Here is a 21,374-nt window from a genome sequence, read left to right as displayed (position 1 = left end):
TTTGCTAAGCTAATCGCCCATGCTCCATGTAATAATATTTCATGGAGCACACATTCAATGCGTACTGTTTTTAAGCTTGCCGCCTTTGGCACTATTTTGGCTACAAGTTTGTTGGGTTGTAATCAGTCGCAACAATCGACATTACCAAACTTAGTTTTAGCGCCTTCACAAAACTTAAGTGTAGTTGAAGATGGCCATTGGCTTGATCAACAAACCATATTGCTTAAGATTAAGCCTGAAACTAAAAGTCTTTATTTGTATAGCAGCCAACAGCCATTTGAATTGACGGATGATGGCCTAAGTGCGATTAAGTTAACGGTTTTAAGTCAAGATAAGGTTAATAACATCCCTAAACACTTAGCTGATTTTACTCCTGTGAATGCTCAGTTAAGTGCCAGCGACGCAAAAACGATCCTTAAAGGCAGTAGTTTAGTCGTACAGTTAGATGCGCAAAATAAACCAATTCACCTATCGCGTTTGCAAACCGGTTTTGTGCTCGACGACCTATATACTCAAGGCGCAGCAGATGCTGACGAAGTCGAACAGTATGGAGCTGTTGTATCAGATAGCGGGGTGAGTTTTACCCTATGGGCACCGACAGCCAAAAAAGTCGAAGTCTTGTTGTTTGATAAAAACAAACAGCCGTTGCAACCAGCGGTTATCAGCATGCAAGAAGATACTAAGACGGGTGTTTGGACAGCTTCAGGTGATAAATCACTTAATCGCGCGTTTTACCAGTATCGGCTAACGCTTTGGCATCCCGAAACCAATAAAATTGAAACGTTAGTGACAACCGACCCATACTCATTAAGCCTTTCAACTAATAGTCTACACAGCCAAGTGATTGACTTAAATGACATTGATACAGCGCCAAAAGGTTGGGCGAGCCATGTTGTGCCAGACATTGCCGCACCAGAAGACAATATTCTTTATGAGTTACATATTCGTGACTTTAGTGCTTCAGATACTGCGTTATCTAACCCTGTTTATCGCGGAAAATACAAGGCGTTTTTAGAACAAGACAGCCATGGCATCAAGCATTTAAAAATGCTGCACAAAGCCGGATTGAACAATATTCATTTATTGCCGACGTTTGATATTGGTACGGTAAATGAAGATCCTGAATTGGTTATGGATTTATCGGATCCACTATCGAAACTGTGTCGCATTGTACCTGATCACTTTATTTGCCAAAGTGACTATCAGCCACAGCAAAAACTACAAGATTTGTTAGCCAGTTATGATCCTAAAGGTAGTGACGCACAAGCGGTTATCGAGGCGCAGCGTGGGTACGATCCATATAACTGGGGTTACGATCCTTTTCACTATACGGTGCCGGAAGGCAGTTACGCACTTAACCCAGATGGTGAGTCGCGCATAGTGGAATTTCGAGAAATGGTGCAACGTATTCATAATATGGGTTTTAGGGTAATTATGGACGTGGTGTACAACCATACTTACCAAGCCGGTTTACGAGAAAAGTCAGTGCTGGATAAAATTGTCCCTGGTTATTACTACCGTAAAAATCCGTTAACTGGCAGCATTGAGCAATCTACCTGTTGTGATAATACCGCTACAGAGCGCCGTATGATGGCTAAATTAATGACAGACTCTTTAGTGGTTTGGGCACGCGATTATAAAATTGATGGTTTTCGTTTTGACTTAATGGGACACCAGCCTAAAGCGGCTATGCTAGAAGCGCGAGAAGCGGTGAGAGCTGTCGATGTGGATACCTATTTTTACGGCGAAGGCTGGAATTTTGGCGAGGTTTATAACGACGCACAATTTGAACAAGCTGCGCAGGTACAGTTAGCGGGCACAGAAATTGGTACCTTTACCGATCGCATGCGCGATGCTATTCGAGGTGGAGCGCCATTTGATGGTGGCGACTGGATCCGTCGTTGGCAAGGTGTGGGTAATGGTTTAATGACTATTCCTAATGACCTACAAAAAGATGTCGATGCCCAAGCTGAATACGATTTGTCACTTGATCAAGTGCGAGTGGGCTTAGCCGGTAATTTGGCTAAGTTTCCATTGCAAGACCATAAAGGCCAACTGGTTACGGGTGCTGATATTGATTACGGTGGCGCACCGACAGGTTATGCGTTAGATCCTGCCGACACAGTGAATTATGTGTCGAAGCACGATAACCAAAGCTTGTGGGACAATCACCAATATCGCATTGCTTATCATGTATCGAGCCAAGATCGGGTACGTTTGCAATTGTTAACCATAGCCTATCCTTTGATGTCACAAGGGATCCCTTTCTTACATATGGGTCAAGAATTACTGCGCTCTAAGTCATTTTTACGTGATAGCTATGATTACGGCGATTGGTTTAACGCGGTCGACTTTTCTTATCAATCGAACAACTATAATGTGGGCTTACCACCGGAAGTAAAAGATAAAGAAAACTGGCCGTTGATTTCACGTTTATTAGAGCAAAATCAAGGGCGTGATCATGTGACTCCAACGCAAATTGAATTTTCGGCTAAGGTGTTTGCGGAATTTATTCAAATTAGAATGAGTTCACCTTTATTTAGATTACGTAACGCCCAAGATATTATTCAGCGTGTGTCTTTTTTGAATGCGGGCATTGATCAGCAAATAGGTTTGATTGCTATGTTGTTAGATGACAGCGATCAAACTAAGGACTTGGATCCTAACCATGAGCAGATCCTTGTGTTGTTTAATAACAGCGCCGAGCCTAAAACCGTCAGTTTAGATGCAAAAGGTTTTGCTCTGCATCCTGCGCAAGCGAGTGGAGTAGATAGTGTTGTTAAACAAACCAAGGTGACATCGAAAAATATCACTGTGCCTGCATTAACAGTGGCGGTGCTGGTTAAATAGATGGAAATAGGCTAGCTACCGAATAACACCGATAAATAAAATAAAAGGTGGTTAAACTCTTTGTGGTTTAACCACCTTTATTTTTATCCATGTAGGTCGCCGTGCGCTGTTCCAGACGCTTAACGGCATTAGCATTAGCATTGATGCTTACAGAGCCTGCAAACCTCTCTGTCCAAAAGAGCAAGACTACCGACTTTTGTTTACGATTAATTCTAAGTACCTACTTGACTGCTACAATATTCTATTCCAGACAAATCATATTGGGATAAATATGTTTTAGTTTTAATCCGTTGTTTGCCAATGAGTAAGTGATCAACTATTATATTGTAAAATGTAAACAATTAGAGGTTGGCCGTTTTGGTTTATTCTGAAAAGTTGAAGTTAGTTTATAAAAGTTTACTAACATTATTGTTATTAACGGTTTTTACTGTACAAGCTGCGGATAAAAGACCAAACATTGTTGTAGTATTGTCTGACGATGCTGGCTTTACTGATTTAGGCAGTTTTGGCGGTGAAATTGACACACCTGAGTTAGATAAATTAGCTCAACAAGGTATGCGTTTTAGTTCGTTTTACAGTAATGCGCGTTGTAGCCCAACTCGTGCTTCTTTGTTAACCGGCGTTGATGCTGCTCATGTTGGTTTTGGTGGTGGTGTTGTTGGCGATTGGGTTCGCGAGTTACCATTTCCTGCGCATCGTGGGCGTTTACCTTACGAACAACCTTTGATTTCTGAGCTTTTAGCAGGCAACGGCTATCAAACCATGATGGTGGGTAAATGGCATTTAGGTGGGAGCTATATTAAAAATCACCCTGAAAAAATGCGCCAAGCGTGGATCAATGCTCACCCACCGAGTATGAAACTAACCCAAGAGGAAATGGAGTTAGATTATTTAGCTATGCCTCCGCAGCGCGGCTTTCAGCAAAGTTTTGTTTTTCCTGGCGCGCAAGGCAACTTGTTTTTTCGACCGCAAGATAAACACGAATACTATGAAGGTAATCAAAAAGCTAAATTAAAATACGACTACGATTACAACATGCATTGTTATGCGGGCAATCCGTTTAGTCGTAAGCATTACAGCGCTTGTCATGGTAAATCAGGTAAAGCCTTTTATGCGACAGATGGCATGACAGATCGTGGTGTTGAAATGATCAAGCAGGCCAGCAAAAAAGATGAGCCATTTTTTATGTATGTCGCTTATCGCGCCCCTCACAAACCATTACAAGCACCGCAAGAATTAGTTGATAAATACCTTGCCAAATATTCTGATCTGCAAGCAATAGCTGACGGTCGTCACGAAGGTGTGGTTAAGCAAGGTTTATTTTCTAAAGACGCTAAAACCCGCAATAACAACTATATGTGGACTAAGCAAAAGCCTGAAAAGATTGAAAAATACCGCCTGCAAGCGGCTGTTCATGCGGCTATGATGGAAAAACTAGATGAAAACGTTGGTAAGCTTATTGATACGTTAAAAGAAACTAATGAGTTTGATAACACCTTATTCATCTACATTTCTGACAATGGCGCTGCGTCGCATATTGGTGATTTAATGAATGCGCCGTTCAGAGGGGTAAAAGCCTTGTTATGGGAAGGTGGTGCGCGTGCTCACGGCATTATGAGTTGGCCAAAAGTTATTGAAGCTAACTCTATTTCTGATGATGTAGTCTGGGTTGGTGATTTAATGCCGACATTCTTAGAAATCTCTAACACCCAATTTCCGACGACATTTCGCGGTAAAAAGACCAAAGAGATTGACGGGCGTAGTGTTTTACCTGTGTTAAAAGGCCAAGAAATGGCACCACCCGAGGCAATATTCTTTAATGATAAAGGCCAGCAAAGTGTGATTTACCAAGGTAAGTGGAAATTGCTTATTGAGCCAGGTTGGTATTTACAAACATTGGCGAAACCAGGGATCGCTGTGGAGCTTTATGACTTATCTAACGATCCGGGTGAAGTGACTAACTTAGCCAGTAAACATCCAAAGTTGGTTGAAAAGTTAACGGCAATGTTGGATGAATGGACTAAAGAAAACAAGATCGTTAACTATGCTGAGATCATTAAGATCAAGCCGAAAGATCCGTATTAAAGCGTAACAAATAAAGTAAAACTACAAGGCTGTTTAAGTTAGGTACTTAAACAGCCTTTTTGTTTGTATATTTCGCTAGTGCTAATTTTAGTAAGAAATGTTTGGTTTAACCCATGTAGAAACTATGAAGGACAGTATATCGACTAACCTTATTAAGGTGACCAAACCAAAAAAGGTGAATAGAGATGAATACTGTCCTTCAAGATAAAGATAACGCAAATTCAAATATTTTGTACCTTGCTTTTGAATTAAGTGCAAAAAGTTGGAAGCTAGGATTTAGTAATAAAGTTAAGCTCAGACAGAAAACGATTGATGCAGGTGATTGGAATAGCCTACTTGCAGAAATTGAACTGGCAAAAGAAAAACTAAAATGCACACCAGACTGCCCGGTTTTTAGCTGTTACGAAGCGGGTCGAGATGGCTTTTGGATACACAGAGCATTGGAAAAAGAAAATATCACCAATTATGTGATTGACTCTGCCGCTATTGAAGTGAATCGGCGTCAACGCCAAGTCAAAAGTGATGGTGTGGACGTAAAAGCCTTAAACAGACTACTCATTCGTTATTGTTCGGGTGATTTGACGGCAATGAGGCCTGTTAGAGTTCCGACTGTTGAGCAAGAAGATAAACGACGATTACAACGCGAACGAGGGCGATTAATCGAAGAGCGAGGGGCGCATTCAACAAGGATAAAATCTTTACTTTTTCTGCATGGCATACGGCTAGCAAACATAAAAGATTTAAAAACATTACTGCCTAAACTTAAAGGCGCAGTCACGGGGTATGACATTCCAGTTGATACGAAGAACGAATTACAACGCGAATACGAGCGCTATGTCATGGTAGATAATCAAGTGAAAGAACTTGAAGCGTTACAAAAAGAGCGAGTTACCCAAGCCCAAGACGGCAGTATGGAAAAACAGATAGAGCAAATGATGCAACTCAAAGCCGTAGGATGGCAAACCAGTTGGTACTTAGTTGCAGAATTTTTTAGCTGGCGAGATTTCAAAAACGCTAAGCAAGTAGGTAGTTGTGCGGGATTAACCCCAACACCTTATGACAGCGGAGATAGTCAACGCGAACAGGGAATCAGTAAAGCAGGCAATAAGCGGGTGCGCAAGGTCATGATAGAGTTTGCTTGGCTGTGGTTACGTTACCAAAAAGGCAGCAAATTAAGTCAATGGTTTAAGGAGCGTTTTGACAAAGGCAGCAAGCGGATGCGAAGAGTGGGAATAGTCGCGCTGGCGAGAAAGTTATTAGTGGCTCTGTGGCGTTACCTAGAGCATGGAGTTATTCCCGAGGGTGCACAATTAACGGAAGGTTAATTGCACAGAGACAGTCAAAAATGACAACAAACACATAAGGAATTAACGTTAACGATTGTGAGAAGGTGCTCGTGCCCACCCTTGGTAAGCCAAGCTTGACCGTTTTTGTAGAAGGGGCACCTTCAACCAGGTTTCACTGCACATACGAATGCAGTTTGAGGTAGCCAGCTTAGGGCTGGAACGGATAGAAGGTGGTTGCGCTCACACTTGATGTTGAGTAGCACGAATAAATTAATCTGGGCAATTGATTAACTTCAAAAATGGGAAAAAGCTTATGGTTTGAAGAAAGAGCATAAGAGTTTTTTATAAATTAAAGGTTGGGTATTGACTTCCTGTCCTTCATAGAAGGTCGAAATTTATTTCGACAATAGCAGCGGAGCTGCTAAAGACTTGGTTTCCAGTTGCGACACTGCCCCACATTTACAACCTTTCTACAAGAGTGATTTAAATTAATCTATCGACTATTTGTGGAAAATAGCCGTTTAAAAAAATCAAATTTTTGGTCGAGTAGGCCGAGGGAGCTTCCCCCTCAGCCTCTCACAGATCCGTACGTGAACCTCTCAATTCATACGGCTCCTCTCGTTTCACCATTTACGGCCTGCAACCAAATTGCCAATGAGAAAATAGATACGGTTGTGTATTACACACCCTTTGCATCCATTTTCTTGCTCTTTGGTAACTGAATTTCAGCCGTTTGTATTTCTTCTTCGCCCATTTCAACAATTTAAGGTTTATCCAAGACATAAGTGGCCTTAATGCTGTTTTCCAAAACCGACTGAAGTAATTTATCCACCCGCTTATCATCGGATTAAGCTTATACGCCAACTCTTGTATCGTTAACCCCGTTTGCTTATGTAGCTTGAGCGCTTTAACTTTCTCTCTAATTTTCTGTTTCGCTTTAGGGCTAATAGCAGGTGTAAAGCCAACAAACATGCGACCCCACCGATTCCTTACTAACCTTGGCCTGAAACAGTAACTAAGAAAATCAAAGCTAATGACTTCATGTGCTTCTTGTCTACCTTCATCAAAGCAGTAAACCAGTTTAGTTTTCTCTGGATGACATTCTAGACAACAATCTAACATGCGTTGCTCAATAGCTTGCTTTAACGCCTTTGCTTCTTGCTCACTACGACAGTGAACCACTGCATCATCCGCATAGCGTGCAAATTGAACATGTGGATGTTCTCTTCGCAACCATTTGTCGAATGCGTAGTGTAAAAACAAATTGGCTAGCAATGGGCTTATCACGCCTCCTTGTGGTGTTCCTTTCGTTCGCTCTATTATCTGACCATCCGAGGTTTCCATTGGCGCTTTAAGCCAACGTTCGATATAGAGTAATACCCATGGGTTATTGGTATGTTTGCGTAACGCTTTGCCCAATAACACCCAGTCCAAGTTATCAAAGAAGCCTTTGATATCTAAATCAATCACCCAGTCGTATCGCCAACACCGCTGGCGCGTTATCGCTAATGCATCATGTGCACTGCGATTAGGTCTGTAACCATAAGAATCATTATCGAATACCGATTCTAATTCAGGCTCCAACTCCATCTTGACGACCATCTGTGCAACTCGGTCTGATACCGTGGGTATGCCTAGTACTCGAACGCCCTTATCCTTAGGGATTTCGACACGCTTCACCGTCGGTGGAAAATAGCTGCCCGATGACATTCGATTCCATATCTTGTACAGGTTCTTCTTCAAGTCCTGTTCAAAATCACTCATCGATTGCTCATCAATTCCTGCCGCTCCACCGTTGGCTCTTACACGTAACCAGGCTTCATAAACTGTCCATTTCGAAATACTAAATGGTTTTGCTGAATTCAATCATTCCTCCTGCTGCAGCAGTTGATGAAAGTTTCATTTAAAACGAGGCAATCCCTTCGCTAGATAACCATTACAGCTATCATCATCACTACTACGAATTGCTCCGCCCCAGTGCTTTGCATTCAGACTTGGCTCTCATGGGGTTTCCATTCGAGGATATCTGTTAACATCAAAACGACTGGTTCTTACGTTCCATATAAAACCCCGAGTTAAATTCACGTCAGCTCTTTGCCGGCTCCCGCTTAGTTGGTAATCAGGTTGCCTCTAAGCTCTTCCCAAACTCCACCCAGTAGCTTGGTTTCGGGATGCAACGGTTAAATATTTCGACACCTACGCTGTTCGTCTCTTTAACTCACACCTGACAAATCATTGTGTTTGCCTTTCCCTTATCGCTCACGACAGTGACTCTTAACCAATGCCGCATAAGGTGGTTTCCACCTGCACCTGAATGCCGATGGGATGGGCCAAACCATCATGTTTTATATAGTTGCGTTACCTTCCAGCCTTCCTTGTACTGTTGGTAACTCGTAACACACTGGGCGAGCATTTATGCTTACAGAGCCTGCAAACCTTTCTGTTCAAAACTGCAAAATTTTGTACCCAAAACACTCTCCATATCTGCAGAAGCCCAGTGTATTTTGTTTCAACCAGACTATGTTTATCCAACAAAAGTCACTGGCTCCGCGCATGCGCAGGTTTCATGTTCCCGACGAAACCTAAGTACCTGCATCCATTCAGGAACAGTCTCGCCACAACAGCCATATTATTTGTAACTAATGGGTTGGCTAGAAGCTCGCAACTTGAGCTGCTGAATAGTTACAACTAATCAAAATTAACTAGAAAAGGCTTTAGGTTATATTTTCAGGAAAATACACTTCAACTTTAGGCTTTGGTAAATTAATGATGCTGTTGTTTTCGATACGGCTGCGCAAAATTTTTATGGCGTTGTCAGCTTCTAGCGCTAAATCTTGATTAATGATGGCGTCAATGGTGCCCGTGACTAAATGCGCGCGAGTATGTTCAAACAATTCATGAGCGATAAAAACGCATTCATGTTCCATGTTTAAGCTTTTTAGCGCTTGGGCAATGCCTTCAGTACCGCCACCTATATTGTAAATTCCGAGCAGGTCTTTAGTGCCTTTTAAAGACTCAATAAAAATTTGCTGCGCGTTATCGTCATTATCCAACACTTCAGGCATTTCTATTATTTGTAAATTAGGATATTGCGCTCGTAACAGACTGCGAAAGCCTGACTCTCGTTCTTCATGGCCGAGATAGGCGTGACTACCAATAAACAAGCCAATTTTGCCTTGGGCATTTTTACCTAAAAAGCGCCCCATGATATGTGCAGCCGTGCGGCCTGCTGCACGGTTGTCTATACCGATATAAGCGTGCCTGTCAGTGCCTGAAATGTCATTAACTAAGGTAATTACATTAACATTTTGATTGATTACAGTGTCTACTGCGTCACGAACCAGTGGGTGTTCAAGTGCAACAAAGGCAATGCCATGGCTATCTTGAGCGACTTCAAGCAATTTATCGGCGAGTAATTGTGGTTGAAAGGCTTCAACCCGATGAATACGGACATTGACATCATTCAATCCGCAAATTTGATGGATGGCATTTATTTGCCGAGAGTAAAAGTCTAATAAGCGGCTATGTCGGGTTGGAAAGATAAAATCAAAATTATATGAGGTCGTTACATGACTTGCCGAAGTTGGAGTTAAACGATTATTGAATTTTTCTACCGCCTGATTAACACGATCGATAGTGTATTGAGAAACTTTCCCTCTGCCGTTTAAAACTCTATCAACAGTCGCTCTGCTGACTCCCGCTTCAGCAGCAATATCTTTTAGCGTTATTTTCAATTTAACTCCCAATATCATTGGCATAGGTACCACATATTGATTTGTATATTATCAATATGTTGACTAGTACTGTTTCCAGAAAGAAATGATCAGTTGAATCACTCGCATAATTTACTATCACTAGTGATGTTTTTAGCCATATTTAGATTAAATAAACAACTTCAGGCTGAGCTTGTCGAAGTCTTATTACTTTCTAATTTACCGACACTTCGACTGCTTCGCGCTCAGTGTGAAAGTGATCACCAATGTTTTCAACTAATCAAAATTAAATTGAAAAGGTACTAGTCCGCTTTCATAAAGAAATGCTCCGCTGAATCCCTTGTTGGTCGAAGCCGCTATTACGTCAAAGGCTTTGAATACGACAAATTCTAAGTAGCAGCGTTACTGCTATTGTCGAAATAAATTTCGACCTACACGGATGTAGGAAATGCCGTTAAGCGTCTGGAACAGCGTACGGCGACCTACACGGATGTAGGAAATGCCGTTAAGCGCCGCATCACAGTTTCAACAAGCTAGCTGATCGTTTCTATTATGAAAATATTTTACAATTTACCAAAGACGATTTTTAACATTAAACGGTGAAAAAATGAAGGGGATATTGAATTTAATAAGGTCAGATTACCTATAAAACCAACTAATTCGCGTGGGCTGGACTTTATATCTGGGAGCATCAAGTGTGGTTAAATCGAGAACGATTTTTAGGCTAGCCTTGTGTTTGTATCTCTATGATTTAAATTTGCTGCTCTAAAAGTTAAACGGGAATTTTGCTTTAGTGTCGGATATTTTTGAACGAATTATTTGGCTATTGAGCGGCTGTGTGACTTCAATGAGTTCGTGTGATAAGCATTGCTTAATTTCTGCCAGTATTTGTGTTGGTTCTTGAAGATCACTTGTCATCGTAGATTGCTGGTGATATTCCTTCATTAGTTTAATGCTAATAGATGACCAAATATTGACTAGGTCTTCTCCACCAGCAAGATATACATAGTATTTTTGAAACTCAATGTAGGTATTAATAAAATCACAAAATTGTCCACTGTTTGCATAAATTTTCATTTTGCTAACGTGATTTTCTAACAAGGTATAATCGGTTTTATTGGCTTTTTCTTTTAAACGTTTAACCGCGTATGATTTGATAGATTGACTAAAACCTTCATACATTCTTTTGACATCTTCATCTAAAGCCATCGAAACGAAGCTGCCTCGCTTTCCATTATTTATTACCAAACCTTCTTTTCTTAATATTGCCAGTACGTCACGGATAGGACCTTTTGAAACACCAAAGCGATCAGCGAGTTCCTGTTCGTTCAGCCTAGTGCCCGACAATATTGCGCCATCAATAATTTCTGCTCGGATAAACTCGGCAATTTGCTTTTTAATGGAACTAACCTGATTCATAGTCATATACCACTCATTTGTACAATGCGTCTTACTTAATTACCAAATGACTCAAAATGATCTTTTTGAGTTTGTTTAAATCATTTGAGGTTTTTATTTATGTTAACAAAAAACAGTTGTCTGTAAAGTCGGTTAAGGTTTTATTGGCTATATTTGTATAAAAACTTAAGCGATATTTGTCATTTTTAGTTGTTTTTAGTGATTTTGATTGTTTATTGGTCATTTTTAATAATTTCATTGAGTCTTTATGATGTCATTAAAAAATTATAAAAATGTTGCAATGATCTCTTTTTGTATTCACTATGATTCCTTATTGATTTATTGTTAACAATAATCAATAATCAATAAGCTATATGCGGTTAAATGCTTCATGTTTTTGTATTTGTAGTCAGTTGTAACAAACAATTTTTGACGCAGTAAGCATATAAGAACCTAGAGCTTTACATCTAGGCAAAATCTAAATTGGGGCTGGCACTTTTGTCATTGCCACTAGAAAACAATTTTTGAGGAGACGTACACATGTTAATCGCGAGAGACCGCTTTAAACTCAGCGCGTTGTCTCTAGCCATAATGGCTAGTAGCAGTATGTTCGCTAACGCGAATGAACAAGAACAAACTGTAGAAGTAAAAAATACTGTCAGTAAGCAAGCTACAAAAGATTCAGCCAAAGAAGCTGATGATGATGTTGAAGTGATTGAAGTGACTGGTATGGCTGGCAGCCTAATCAAATCGATTAACGATAAGCGTTTTGCCGGTAACATTGTTGATACTATTAATGCCGAAGACATAGGTAAAAATACGGATCAGAACATAGCTGATGCATTAGGACGCGTCACAGGTGTTTCAATTGTTAGCAATAATGGTGAAGGCACAGCCATTACCGTTAGGGGTGCTAGTGCAGAACAAAATAATATCACGCTTAATGGCCAGCAATTAACCAGTACTGAATTCAGTCAATCGGTAGATTTAAGTTCATTTTCCGCAGATATTTTAGACCGCTTGGAAGTGGTTAAAACCCCGAGTGCCGATCATATTGAAGGCTCACTCGGTGCCAATGTAAATTTAAAAACTTTACGTCCGTTAAATCGTACTGATGTGATCCGCAGATTAAACGTGCAAGGTCGTTATAACGATTTATCAGAAGAGAATAATTATAAAATTTCGGGCACCTTTACTGAAAAGTTTTTGGATGAAACCTTAGGTATCGCTGTCACTGCGTATTCAGAAACTAATGCTTATCGTAAGGACGAATTTAGAGCCAACCGTTATGAAGCATCGCAAACGTTTCGTATTGCGACTGACCAAAATGGTGATGTCGTTAGTGGATTTAGAGGGGTAACCCCAAATGAAGTCGGTTTCTATTTATCTGAAAATGAAAGCGACAGGTATGGTGGTAGTTTAGGAATTCAATTTACGCCTACCGATACCACGGAGTTAATGCTTGACGTTACCTACAGCCGCCAAGACTTAACTAACAAAACCTCTTCGCTCTCGGTCGGTACCAACAAAGGTAATGTCAACTTTGTTGAAGGTGAAAAAGCTACAGATTCGCGCCCGCCTGCTACATTCACCGATCCGCAACAAGATTGGTATTCAGTTGATACTTCTACTCGTACCGTAACCAAATATTTAAACCGCTTTGGCCGCGGTAATATTAATGGCAATTTTGGCGGTACTGAAAACGAAAACTTCAGCTCGACATTGAGTTTAAATCATGAGATCAGCGATTCATTAAGAATGGAAGCCATGTTGGGTTACTCTTCAAGTGAATCCGTATCCAAACCTAACGGGAACGCTATACTGTCTAACGGTAAAGCCATCAATGCCGCAATTCTTTACGATGTCGGATCGGCAGTGGTGCCAGTTGGTTTTGATTGTACAACCGGTACATGCACCATTGAACACGGTGACGATAAAGTCGATTTTGGTACCATTCTTGAAGATGATACCGACGAAAACGGCGCGCCTATTTTAGCTTGGTCAGATAACACGACAACAACGGGTTTTCACCCGCATGATTTAGCCGCACAAAACCTCGAGTGGATCTCTGAGCGCGACCGCACGGTTGAAGATTCACTCACTACTTTCTCACTTGATTTTGATTATGATGTTGATGCCTTTGGTATCACTACATTTGAATTTGGTGTGTATGGCACTCAGCGTGAAAAATCTGTCGATGATCAATTATATCGTTTTGAAACGGTTGCACCGGGTAAAGTATTTACCGATGAAGACGGTAATACGATAGTCGATTCTGGCGATACAGTACGCAATGTAAAAGGTGCAGACATTGCTTCATCAGAGCCAATCCCTGAAGACTTTATGGATTCATTAGGGTATGGCCGATTACCAACAACGTTTGGTTGGGTCGCACCCGATGCAATTAAAGCTGTGCAAGCTGTTGTTTCAAATGACGATACGCTGCGCACCGTTTTACCAACTGAAACCCGCGAAGCGCAAATTGATACACAGTCAGTTTATATTAAAGCCAATATCGAACTATTCGACGGCACTGTGACGGGTGATTTCGGTATGCGTTATGTCAATACGGAAGTTGAAGCAAATGGTTATTCTGGGGTCAAATATTGGAGTGCTTTTAGCGACTTTGAGCGCTTAATGTCTTTGATTGATGTTAAAAACTTGCGCGATACATCATTACCTGAATGTCCTAGCGCTAACTTTGCTGATCCTGCCAATATCCAAGGTTACGAGCGTAAATACCAACGTATTGATGGTTTAGGCTGGGATACGTCCGCAGGACCGGATCCATCCACTTGGACGCGTATTCCAGCGGTTGATGGCCCGTGTCATGACCCAGCATGGGCGCAAGTCGCAGCGAGTGGCGTTACTAATGATGCCGTTGGTTGGCAAAGTATGTGGCGCTACACAGATATTTCAACCTCCAAACATTATGGTTGGGGCAGCCCGACAGATGCCGCACCTGATTTGACTTGGAATGGTGAATTGTCGCAAGGTGATACCTCAAATTATACTCGTAATAATGTGACGCCATTGGATGTACCTTTCTCGGCGACAACCAACAGCCACGAATATACAAATTTACTTCCAAGCTTAAACTTGAACTTTGCATTAAGTGAACAGTTTGTCGGTCGTTTAGCGCTTTCGAAAACCATGACCCGCCCTGAAATTGATCTACTTCGCCCTGGTGTTGTGATCAGTGAAGGACAGTATTGGAATGCCAATGTTGATGCGCAACCCGCTAATAAGGTAACAAAATACAATACTAAGTTAGATCCGTTAACATCGAAAAACTTAGACTTGTCGTTGGAGTGGTACTTCAATTCATCATCTATGTTAAGCGTTGCGTTATTTGCTAAAGATATGTCCAACTTTGTAGACACACAGGTGGATGATTTTTACATAGAAGATATTCGCAAACTTGACCAAATAGACCCCAATACACTCGTACTTAAAATGGATGAATCCCTACCTAATTTTGGTCTTGAAAACTGTATGCCTCAACGGATTGAGAGCACAGGTGTTTGGTCAAAAGTCGATCCGAACAGTACCTCTAAAGCGATTAGCGATGATTACCGTGACCTGTGTGGTTTGTATGAAGTTACTAATGTTGTAAATAGTAAGTCAGCTACTATCCGCGGCTTAGAGTTGGGCTATAATCAAGTTTACGATTTCTTACCGGGTATTTGGAAAGGCTTAGGCGTAAGCGCTAATTATACTTTCCAAGAAAGTGAGTATGAAGCAGAGCCTTCGGTTGAAGATCCTTCAATCTTGTTACCTTCTCTACCGGTAGCGGACACCCCTAAGCACACTTACAACTTCACTACCTTCTGGGAAGGAAATGGTCATCAGATCCGCTTGAGTTACCGTGGTTCAACAGATTCACTGGTTGGTGTTGATTACCCAGGTGGCTCTACATCTCGTGGTCGTAACTGGAACGGTGGTTCAATTTGGAATGAAGGTCGTAATTCGTTTGATCTTTCAGCGACTTATAAAGTTAATAATTCAATGAATATTACCTTCCAAGCGATCAACTTAACAGGCGAGGATTACCGTCAATACTACACCAGCCGTGACTTAAAAGTGGTGCGCGCACAAGCGGAAGACGGAGAGGTTACATGGCAATCGTTTAATGAAGGTAATCCGTTAGAAGGCGAAGCGCCAAAACACCGAACTTATCGTCAATACGATACCGGATCTACCTATCGTTTAGGTGTCAACGTTCGCTTTTAATGACTGACAGTTTTATTGCGCGGCAGAGCAAACATGACATGCAAATGTCTCGGTTAATACCGCGCTTTAGCAAGAATTATATGATGGTAACAAAAATGAAAACATTACAAACTACCAAGTGTTTATTAGCTGCGTCTTTAATTGCGCTGCTTGCAGGCTGTGAGGAAGATTACAGCCCTGAACAGAAAACGGCTAATGTTGCTCCGACTCATTCGGGTGACTTAACATTAACTATGAATGAAGGTGATATTGTCACCAAAGCTACCGTAAATTTATTAGAGGGTGTGGTTGATACCGATGGTGATTACGTCACCATAGCTAATTTAACTGCTTCATCTGACAACACGGTCGGTGTGATGCACGAGCCAACGCGTATCTCATTTGATACGACAGCTATAGCGGATGATTTGGATTCAGGACAAGTTCATACTATTGCTTACACTTATGACATCAGTGACGGTACTGAGTCTGTGCAACGTAAGTTAACCATTAATGTTAATGGTCTTGATCACGCTCCGACGATTAATGGCGACCTATCGGCTAACTTTTTAAAAAGTGCTGATGGTATTGTCGATTTGTTAGCGGGTACAGCGGATCTTGATGGTGAAGCATTATCGGCTCATAGCGTTGTTGCGGATGCGGGAAACCCGTTTGATATCAATTTTACGGTTAGCGATGATTTCAAAATTGACTTTGATTTTGCCGCGGTTAGTGATTCATTTCCATCTGGCAAGTTATCTACCTTTAAGTACAGCTATAAGGTAAGTGACCATAACCATGATTTGACCCGCAACCTCGAAATAAACGTACTCGGCGTTGTCGATGTGCTTGGCGCTCCAGTTGTTACTGAGTATTTTACAACAGCCAGTATCAATGAAGATGGCGGAGTGCAGACCTTTGACTTGGCTAAAGATGCAACAGATCGTGAAGGCGACCCAATCCAAGTCACTAATGTTATGGTTGACGGTAAACCTTTGCCGTATAACATGGCGTTAAATGGCACCCAGTTATCGGTTGATCCTGCGGCCTATTATCATTTACAACCAGGTGAGCAACAAAATACGGTGGTTAGCTATAAGCTGCAAGACGATGGTGGCAAGACTGCAGATGGTACCTTAGAGTTGACTTTAACCATTACGGGTACCGATATGAATTTATTATCGCAAGCTGGCTTGGCTAGTGATTTTGATGATGACTCAGATCCAGTTACCCAAACCAATGGTTTTGTAACTTTAGTAGGTTGCCCTAATGGTGTTGGTGTAAACAATGTTGATTCAATTTCACCGAACTACAGTTTTCAAATCTTAGGTGGTTTAAACTGTATGCAACGTATAGAAGCTCAATATTGGCCAGATATGGCAGATAACGAGCAGTACTATATGTCGTATTGGATCAAAACAGCTGGGGTGTCGCCTTGGGTCGGTTTGTCTGACACCATTACTAATCCGCCTTCTGCAACATTAGCGTTCTGGGATCAAGGTTTTCGTCCTGATTTAACCCCGAATGATGGCGTGATCAAAAAAGAAGATGTGGGTGACGACACTTGGCAGCATATCACCATTCAATACGATACAACCACTGGTGTAGCCAAACGCTTTATTGACGCGGGTATTGCTGATAAAACCTCGTTCTATATTGCTAGCTCTTGGGTTGCGCCGACAGGTACGCCGTTGTTTGATAACTTAAAGCTAGTTAAATACAACGATAAAAAAGGGCCTGATGCTTTGTTAGGTAGCGGCGCTTTTGATAGTGCAGCAGTGCCAACCATTACAGGTGGCGGTACTGTTAGCATCACTAATGATACCTTAATAGTTAATACTACTGGCGCAACGGCGGGTACGCCTGTTGTCGTTTCGTTGCCTGTGGCTAGTGGTGCAGTCAAAGCGAATGGTCGGTATGTACTTGAATTAGATATTCAGTACGTTAACTTTGATGCCAATAAAGCAACTGATGGTACAACGACGGCTGCTGGTTCATACCCTGTGATTGCCAGCTTGTCGACCAATGCAGGCGCAGTCAGCTTTAGCAATAGCCAGCTACCACAGAATGCTTGGCAAGGCGGTGTTAATAACATTGAAATTGTACTGTCAGAAGTGCAGCACACATTAGGTCAAGGTACTGTTACTGACTGGTCTGCCGATGATGTAATGCTCAATTTAGAATTCGACTTTATTGGTGCTGAATTTAAAATTGATAACGTTACCTTAAAGGCGATCCCTTAACAGAATGAGCCAAATGCTTTATATCAAGGCGCTTTATATCAGGGCGCCCTATATTAAGATATTGCGCAAAAGTTGTGACATTAAAATTAGCTTCAAGGGCCGAATTTATTTCGGCTAACATAAAATTGTCTGATAGTTATAAGCTCAGCAGTTCAACACTTGTGAGCTAATGTACCCTAGATATTAAGCGTTACATTATAAGCCAGTGATAAGGTCACTGGCTTTTCTATTCGCTTTTTTGCCAAAGGCAGGGTTGGACTTAAGCTTCAGACCATACCGCAAACTCGTTGCCGCAGGGCTCTGTAAAGTGAAAGCGTTTACCGCCAGGGAACTCAAATAAGTCTGTCACTATTTGACCTCCGGCGTCAATTACCGCTTGGCGCGTGTGCTCCAACTCTTTGCTGTAAAAAGTCACTAAAGCGCCGCCTTTAGCGTATTGTGAGTTAAGGTTGGTACGATAAAAGCCGAGCATTAATCTACCGTCGCCGGTGTCCATATATTCATCGCCCCAAAGTTTAAATTGCCAATTAAATACTTGCTCAAAAAAAGCTTGGGTTATAAGTAAATCAGAGCAGGGCAGTTCTATGTAGTCAATTTTAAGATGTTTATCCATGGTGAATCCTCAATCTTGGGTCGATCCTAAGTATTTAGAAAAGTAGCATACTTTGCTTTGATTACGATTAATATAATACTTCTGGCTGCGTGTATTATTGTAAAAATTGTATTTACTACCTTTTCCAGACGCCCGTGGCATTTCTTACATCCCTGTGGGTCGAAATTTATTTCGACAAATAGCAGCTTGTCGACAATAGCGGCTTGGTTTATAGACTCGATACTGGCCAACAAAACCAAGGCTTTTGCTTAAGTTAATGGTGTTGGTATGAAAACTCACCCACGCCCCCCGTTTTAATGACTTTTACTCGCTAACTGCGAGCGACAAAATTGCCATGAAAGCCCAAAGGTAAAAATATGGCAACCATGCGCGAGCAATAGGCCCATCACTAATGCGACTGGCTTTGAGTATATTTAAACAGGTGCGGCGACTGGGTACGTGTAAAGCTGTACCGATAAGATAACCTTGTCCTTCTTTATCGTTAGCACCCACTGGAATGCGCTCTCTACTATTACTGACTAATCAACTAGAAGTGCCAGTGTCCCGCACCTTTCAAGATGGTGTTAAAGCAGCGGGTTTATTTTAATTTCCTACTATTGTTAAAACACACCATCCTTTATTTAGATCCTGACTATAATTTTTAAAATGCCTTTGTTTTCTTAATATTAAATGTAACTACTTTGCTGTCGATTAAATATTTTGTGATTGCGATCGCGCTACTAAGCTTACCTGTACTCTCTAGTGAGCACATAATAGTAATGGCGGGCTTAACTAAGCCACCTTATGTTATTAAAAACCAGAAATCCGGATTTGAAATTGAACTACTGACATCTGTATTTAAAAGGATGGGTAAAGCACCAAAGTTTGTATTTAGTCCAGCAGGCAGAAATAGCAAAGTTTTGAGCTCTGGGTTGGCCGACGCCATGATGACGGTAAATAAGCAAATTGTAAAAGATGCAACGCGACTGACTCAGCCCTATGTTATTTATCAGAATGTGGCGATTTGTCTTAAACAAACCCAGTGTCAAATCAATCAAATCAGTGATTTAGCGCGTTATCGAGTAGCCGCTTTTAAACAAGCGCATATCTTGCTGGGGCAGGAGTACGCCAATACGGTGAGTAAAAGTACGTTATACACTGAGTTAGTCGATCAAGATAAACAGGTGCAACTGTTACATTTGCGTAAAGTCGATGTACTCATTATTGATATTAATATTTTTGGTTATTACCAACGCCAATTGCCACAAGATAAGCAAAATATTGATGTTTCTGAACACGCTATATTTGCGCCTAATCTATATCAACTCGCATTGGCTAACCGTAAAGATGTTCAGTTATTTAATGAGACGCTGAATTTGATTTTACGCAGCCAGCATTACCGCTTATTAATCAATAAATACCAGTTAGAGCAACAAGTTTCTTTGCTGCGTAGCGGTATAAGCGTTATCAATTAATACCGGCCGATTGATGATTCATTGTTTTTTAAGACTGTTGAGTGCTTAGGAGTAGATTTCATTCCTTCATTCAGTATGTAATCCTGAAAGCTTAAGGCGTGTTTTTTGACGATTTTATAGGAGAGGTTTGCATATAAAAAAGCCCCGCTCGAAAGCGGGGCATAGTAGACATTTTGAAAACGCTTTTGTTAAAGCTTACGAAGCTTTAACTCCTTCACCTTCGATATCTTCAGCTTTATAGCCTCCTTTGGCTTTAAATCCGAAGAAAAGTACAGCGAAGATAACAACTAAGGCAATCGCTAAGTAACTAACCGAAATCAATGCTTCACCAGGACCTGCAGTGTCTAATGATTTACCCATAATAGGCAGCATAAAGTAGATAGATAACATACCAGCGCCACCCATTAGGTTAATACCTAATGCCCCCGATTTAGGGAACCTTTCAGCTGTAATACCTAACATAGTTGGCCAGAAATAAGTTTTACCCACACCAAATACGGTTGCAGCTGCGAAGGCAACAATCGCTGAAGAACCAGCGTCTAATGAACCTAACCAGTATAAACCGACAAATACGAGTACAGCACAAATAGTCAACACTAAGAACGGTGAATGTTTATGAACTACGCCACCGAAGAAGAAGCGTAAAACAAACATTAAGCCAGCGGTATAAACAAGGAACATAGTACCTTGAAGACCCGTTAACTCTTTCATGATAGATGGGAACCATTGATCTGGAGCTAACTCAGTTGCCGCAGTTAACCACATACAGAACCAAAGAAGGATAAATAACGGGTTTAAACAAGCTTTAAACATGCTGCCAGTTGAGATGTTAGCTGCAACACGCTCGGTTTGTGGGTATTCCTTTTGCAGTGCCATGAATAGGTAGACAAGTGAAGGAACAATAATGATACCGATCTTGATTTGCCACGCTAAATCGAGTGCGCCCATAATTAACGCTAAGATACCACCAATGATTAAACCAAGTGGCCAGAATGCATGAAGAACGTTAAGCATGTGGGCTTTACGATCTTTATACATGGTGGCGATTAATGGGTTGATAACACCTTCTACTGTACCTTGCGCCAAGCCCATTAATAGGAAGCCGCCATAAAGCATAGTCGTACCAGTAGTTGAGAAAATACCGCTAACAGTCGTGCCATCCGCCATGTCTGGTTGTGGAGCGAATAAAATCATTAATGTACCTGCAATAAAACCAACAGCAGACAATACATGCATGCGTTTCATTCCAAGTTTATCGATAAGTGCGCCACAAAAGAAAATGGCAATAGTGAAACCTAAAAATGCGGGGCCCCAAATTTCACCCATTTGCTCTTTAGTTAAATGGTATTCAGTGGTCAAAGAACCTTCTACATCACCACGAATGATGAATATCATCGAGGTTACACATAACGATATGCAACTAGCGATGAATAGATAGAGGCGATCCTTGTCCGGAGTTGTATTAGTGCTCATTGTTACGCTCCAGTATTAGCTTGTTGGCTAATTTAGTTAATTATATT

At 41.3% G+C, this 21,374-nt stretch carries 11 protein-coding genes; 6 read left to right on the top strand and 5 right to left on the bottom strand.

Going from position 1 to position 21,374, the window contains the following annotated elements:
- Positions 1–57 precede the first annotated feature (57 nt).
- From pulA to C2869_RS02885, 3 genes are all read left to right on the top strand, one after another.
- Positions 58–2,850: a pullulanase-type alpha-1,6-glucosidase gene (pulA, locus tag C2869_RS02895; protein ID WP_108601521.1), complete on the top strand. Its 2,793-nt coding sequence runs from the start codon at positions 58–60 to the stop codon at positions 2,848–2,850.
- 357 nt (positions 2,851–3,207) lie between these two features.
- Positions 3,208–4,935: a sulfatase-like hydrolase/transferase gene (locus tag C2869_RS02890; RefSeq protein ID WP_228710747.1), complete on the top strand. Its 1,728-nt coding sequence runs from the start codon at positions 3,208–3,210 to the stop codon at positions 4,933–4,935.
- A gap of 185 nt (positions 4,936–5,120) precedes the next feature.
- Complete coding sequence (locus tag C2869_RS02885) at positions 5,121–6,260, top strand: IS110 family RNA-guided transposase (protein WP_108601520.1); 1,140 nt, start codon at positions 5,121–5,123, stop codon at positions 6,258–6,260.
- A 591-nt stretch (positions 6,261–6,851) separates the two neighbouring features.
- Here the strand turns inward: C2869_RS02885 and ltrA are convergent.
- From ltrA to C2869_RS02870, 3 genes are all read right to left on the bottom strand, one after another.
- Positions 6,852–8,087, bottom strand: a complete 1,236-nt coding sequence (gene ltrA, locus C2869_RS02880; protein ID WP_108601131.1) for a group II intron reverse transcriptase/maturase — start codon at positions 8,085–8,087, stop codon at positions 6,852–6,854.
- A gap of 848 nt (positions 8,088–8,935) precedes the next feature.
- Positions 8,936–9,955 carry a LacI family DNA-binding transcriptional regulator gene (locus C2869_RS02875; RefSeq protein ID WP_159084002.1) on the bottom strand — a complete coding sequence of 340 codons (1,020 nt, stop codon included), beginning with the start codon at positions 9,953–9,955 and terminating at the stop codon, positions 8,936–8,938.
- A gap of 744 nt (positions 9,956–10,699) precedes the next feature.
- Positions 10,700–11,353 (bottom strand): GntR family transcriptional regulator, encoded by a 654-nt coding sequence (locus C2869_RS02870; RefSeq protein ID WP_159084001.1) that lies wholly within the window; start codon positions 11,351–11,353, stop codon positions 10,700–10,702.
- 519 nt (positions 11,354–11,872) lie between these two features.
- Here C2869_RS02870 and C2869_RS02865 point away from each other — a divergent pair.
- Together C2869_RS02865 and C2869_RS02860 are read left to right on the top strand one after the other, a co-directional pair.
- Positions 11,873–15,565, top strand: coding sequence for a TonB-dependent receptor (locus C2869_RS02865; RefSeq protein WP_108601517.1), 3,693 nt, complete (start codon positions 11,873–11,875; stop codon positions 15,563–15,565).
- Positions 15,566–15,660: 95 nt separating this feature from the next.
- Positions 15,661–17,787: an Ig-like domain-containing protein gene (locus tag C2869_RS02860; protein WP_159084000.1), complete on the top strand. Its 2,127-nt coding sequence runs from the start codon at positions 15,661–15,663 to the stop codon at positions 17,785–17,787.
- Positions 17,788–18,046: 259 nt separating this feature from the next.
- On the opposite strand, the gene C2869_RS02855 is transcribed toward C2869_RS02860, so the two are convergent.
- Complete coding sequence (locus tag C2869_RS02855; RefSeq protein ID WP_108601515.1) at positions 18,047–18,400, bottom strand: VOC family protein; 354 nt, start codon at positions 18,398–18,400, stop codon at positions 18,047–18,049.
- A 758-nt stretch (positions 18,401–19,158) separates the two neighbouring features.
- Here C2869_RS02855 and C2869_RS02840 point away from each other — a divergent pair.
- Entirely contained in the window at positions 19,159–19,854 is a 696-nt protein-coding gene (locus C2869_RS02840) for a substrate-binding periplasmic protein (RefSeq protein WP_108601513.1), read from the top strand.
- A gap of 195 nt (positions 19,855–20,049) precedes the next feature.
- Here the strand turns inward: C2869_RS02840 and C2869_RS02835 are convergent, their stop codons facing one another.
- Positions 20,050–21,327, bottom strand: a complete 1,278-nt coding sequence (locus C2869_RS02835) for an MFS transporter (protein WP_108601512.1) — start codon at positions 21,325–21,327, stop codon at positions 20,050–20,052.
- Positions 21,328–21,374: the final 47 nt, after the last annotated feature.

This window comes from Saccharobesus litoralis (assembly GCF_003063625.1).
GTDB lineage: Bacteria > Pseudomonadota > Gammaproteobacteria > Enterobacterales > Alteromonadaceae > Saccharobesus > Saccharobesus litoralis.
Note: the sequence above shows the minus strand (reverse complement) of the source record. Positions and strands in the feature narration are given on the sequence as shown.

What these genes read in the sequence shown, in the direction of transcription:
- C2869_RS02855 (WP_108601515.1), bottom strand. Translation starts at nt 18,400, where the DNA reads ATGGATAAACATCTTAAAATTGACTACATAGAACTGCCCTGCTCTGAT.
- C2869_RS02860 (WP_159084000.1), top strand. Translation starts at nt 15,661, where the DNA reads ATGAAAACATTACAAACTACCAAGTGTTTATTAGCTGCGTCTTTAATT.
- C2869_RS02870 (WP_159084001.1), bottom strand. Translation starts at nt 11,353, where the DNA reads ATGAATCAGGTTAGTTCCATTAAAAAGCAAATTGCCGAGTTTATCCGA.
- C2869_RS02835 (WP_108601512.1), bottom strand. Translation starts at nt 21,327, where the DNA reads ATGAGCACTAATACAACTCCGGACAAGGATCGCCTCTATCTATTCATC.
- C2869_RS02885 (WP_108601520.1), top strand. Translation starts at nt 5,121, where the DNA reads ATGAATACTGTCCTTCAAGATAAAGATAACGCAAATTCAAATATTTTG.
- pulA (WP_108601521.1), top strand. Translation starts at nt 58, where the DNA reads ATGCGTACTGTTTTTAAGCTTGCCGCCTTTGGCACTATTTTGGCTACA.
- C2869_RS02865 (WP_108601517.1), top strand. Translation starts at nt 11,873, where the DNA reads ATGTTAATCGCGAGAGACCGCTTTAAACTCAGCGCGTTGTCTCTAGCC.
- C2869_RS02840 (WP_108601513.1), top strand. Translation starts at nt 19,159, where the DNA reads ATGGCGGGCTTAACTAAGCCACCTTATGTTATTAAAAACCAGAAATCC.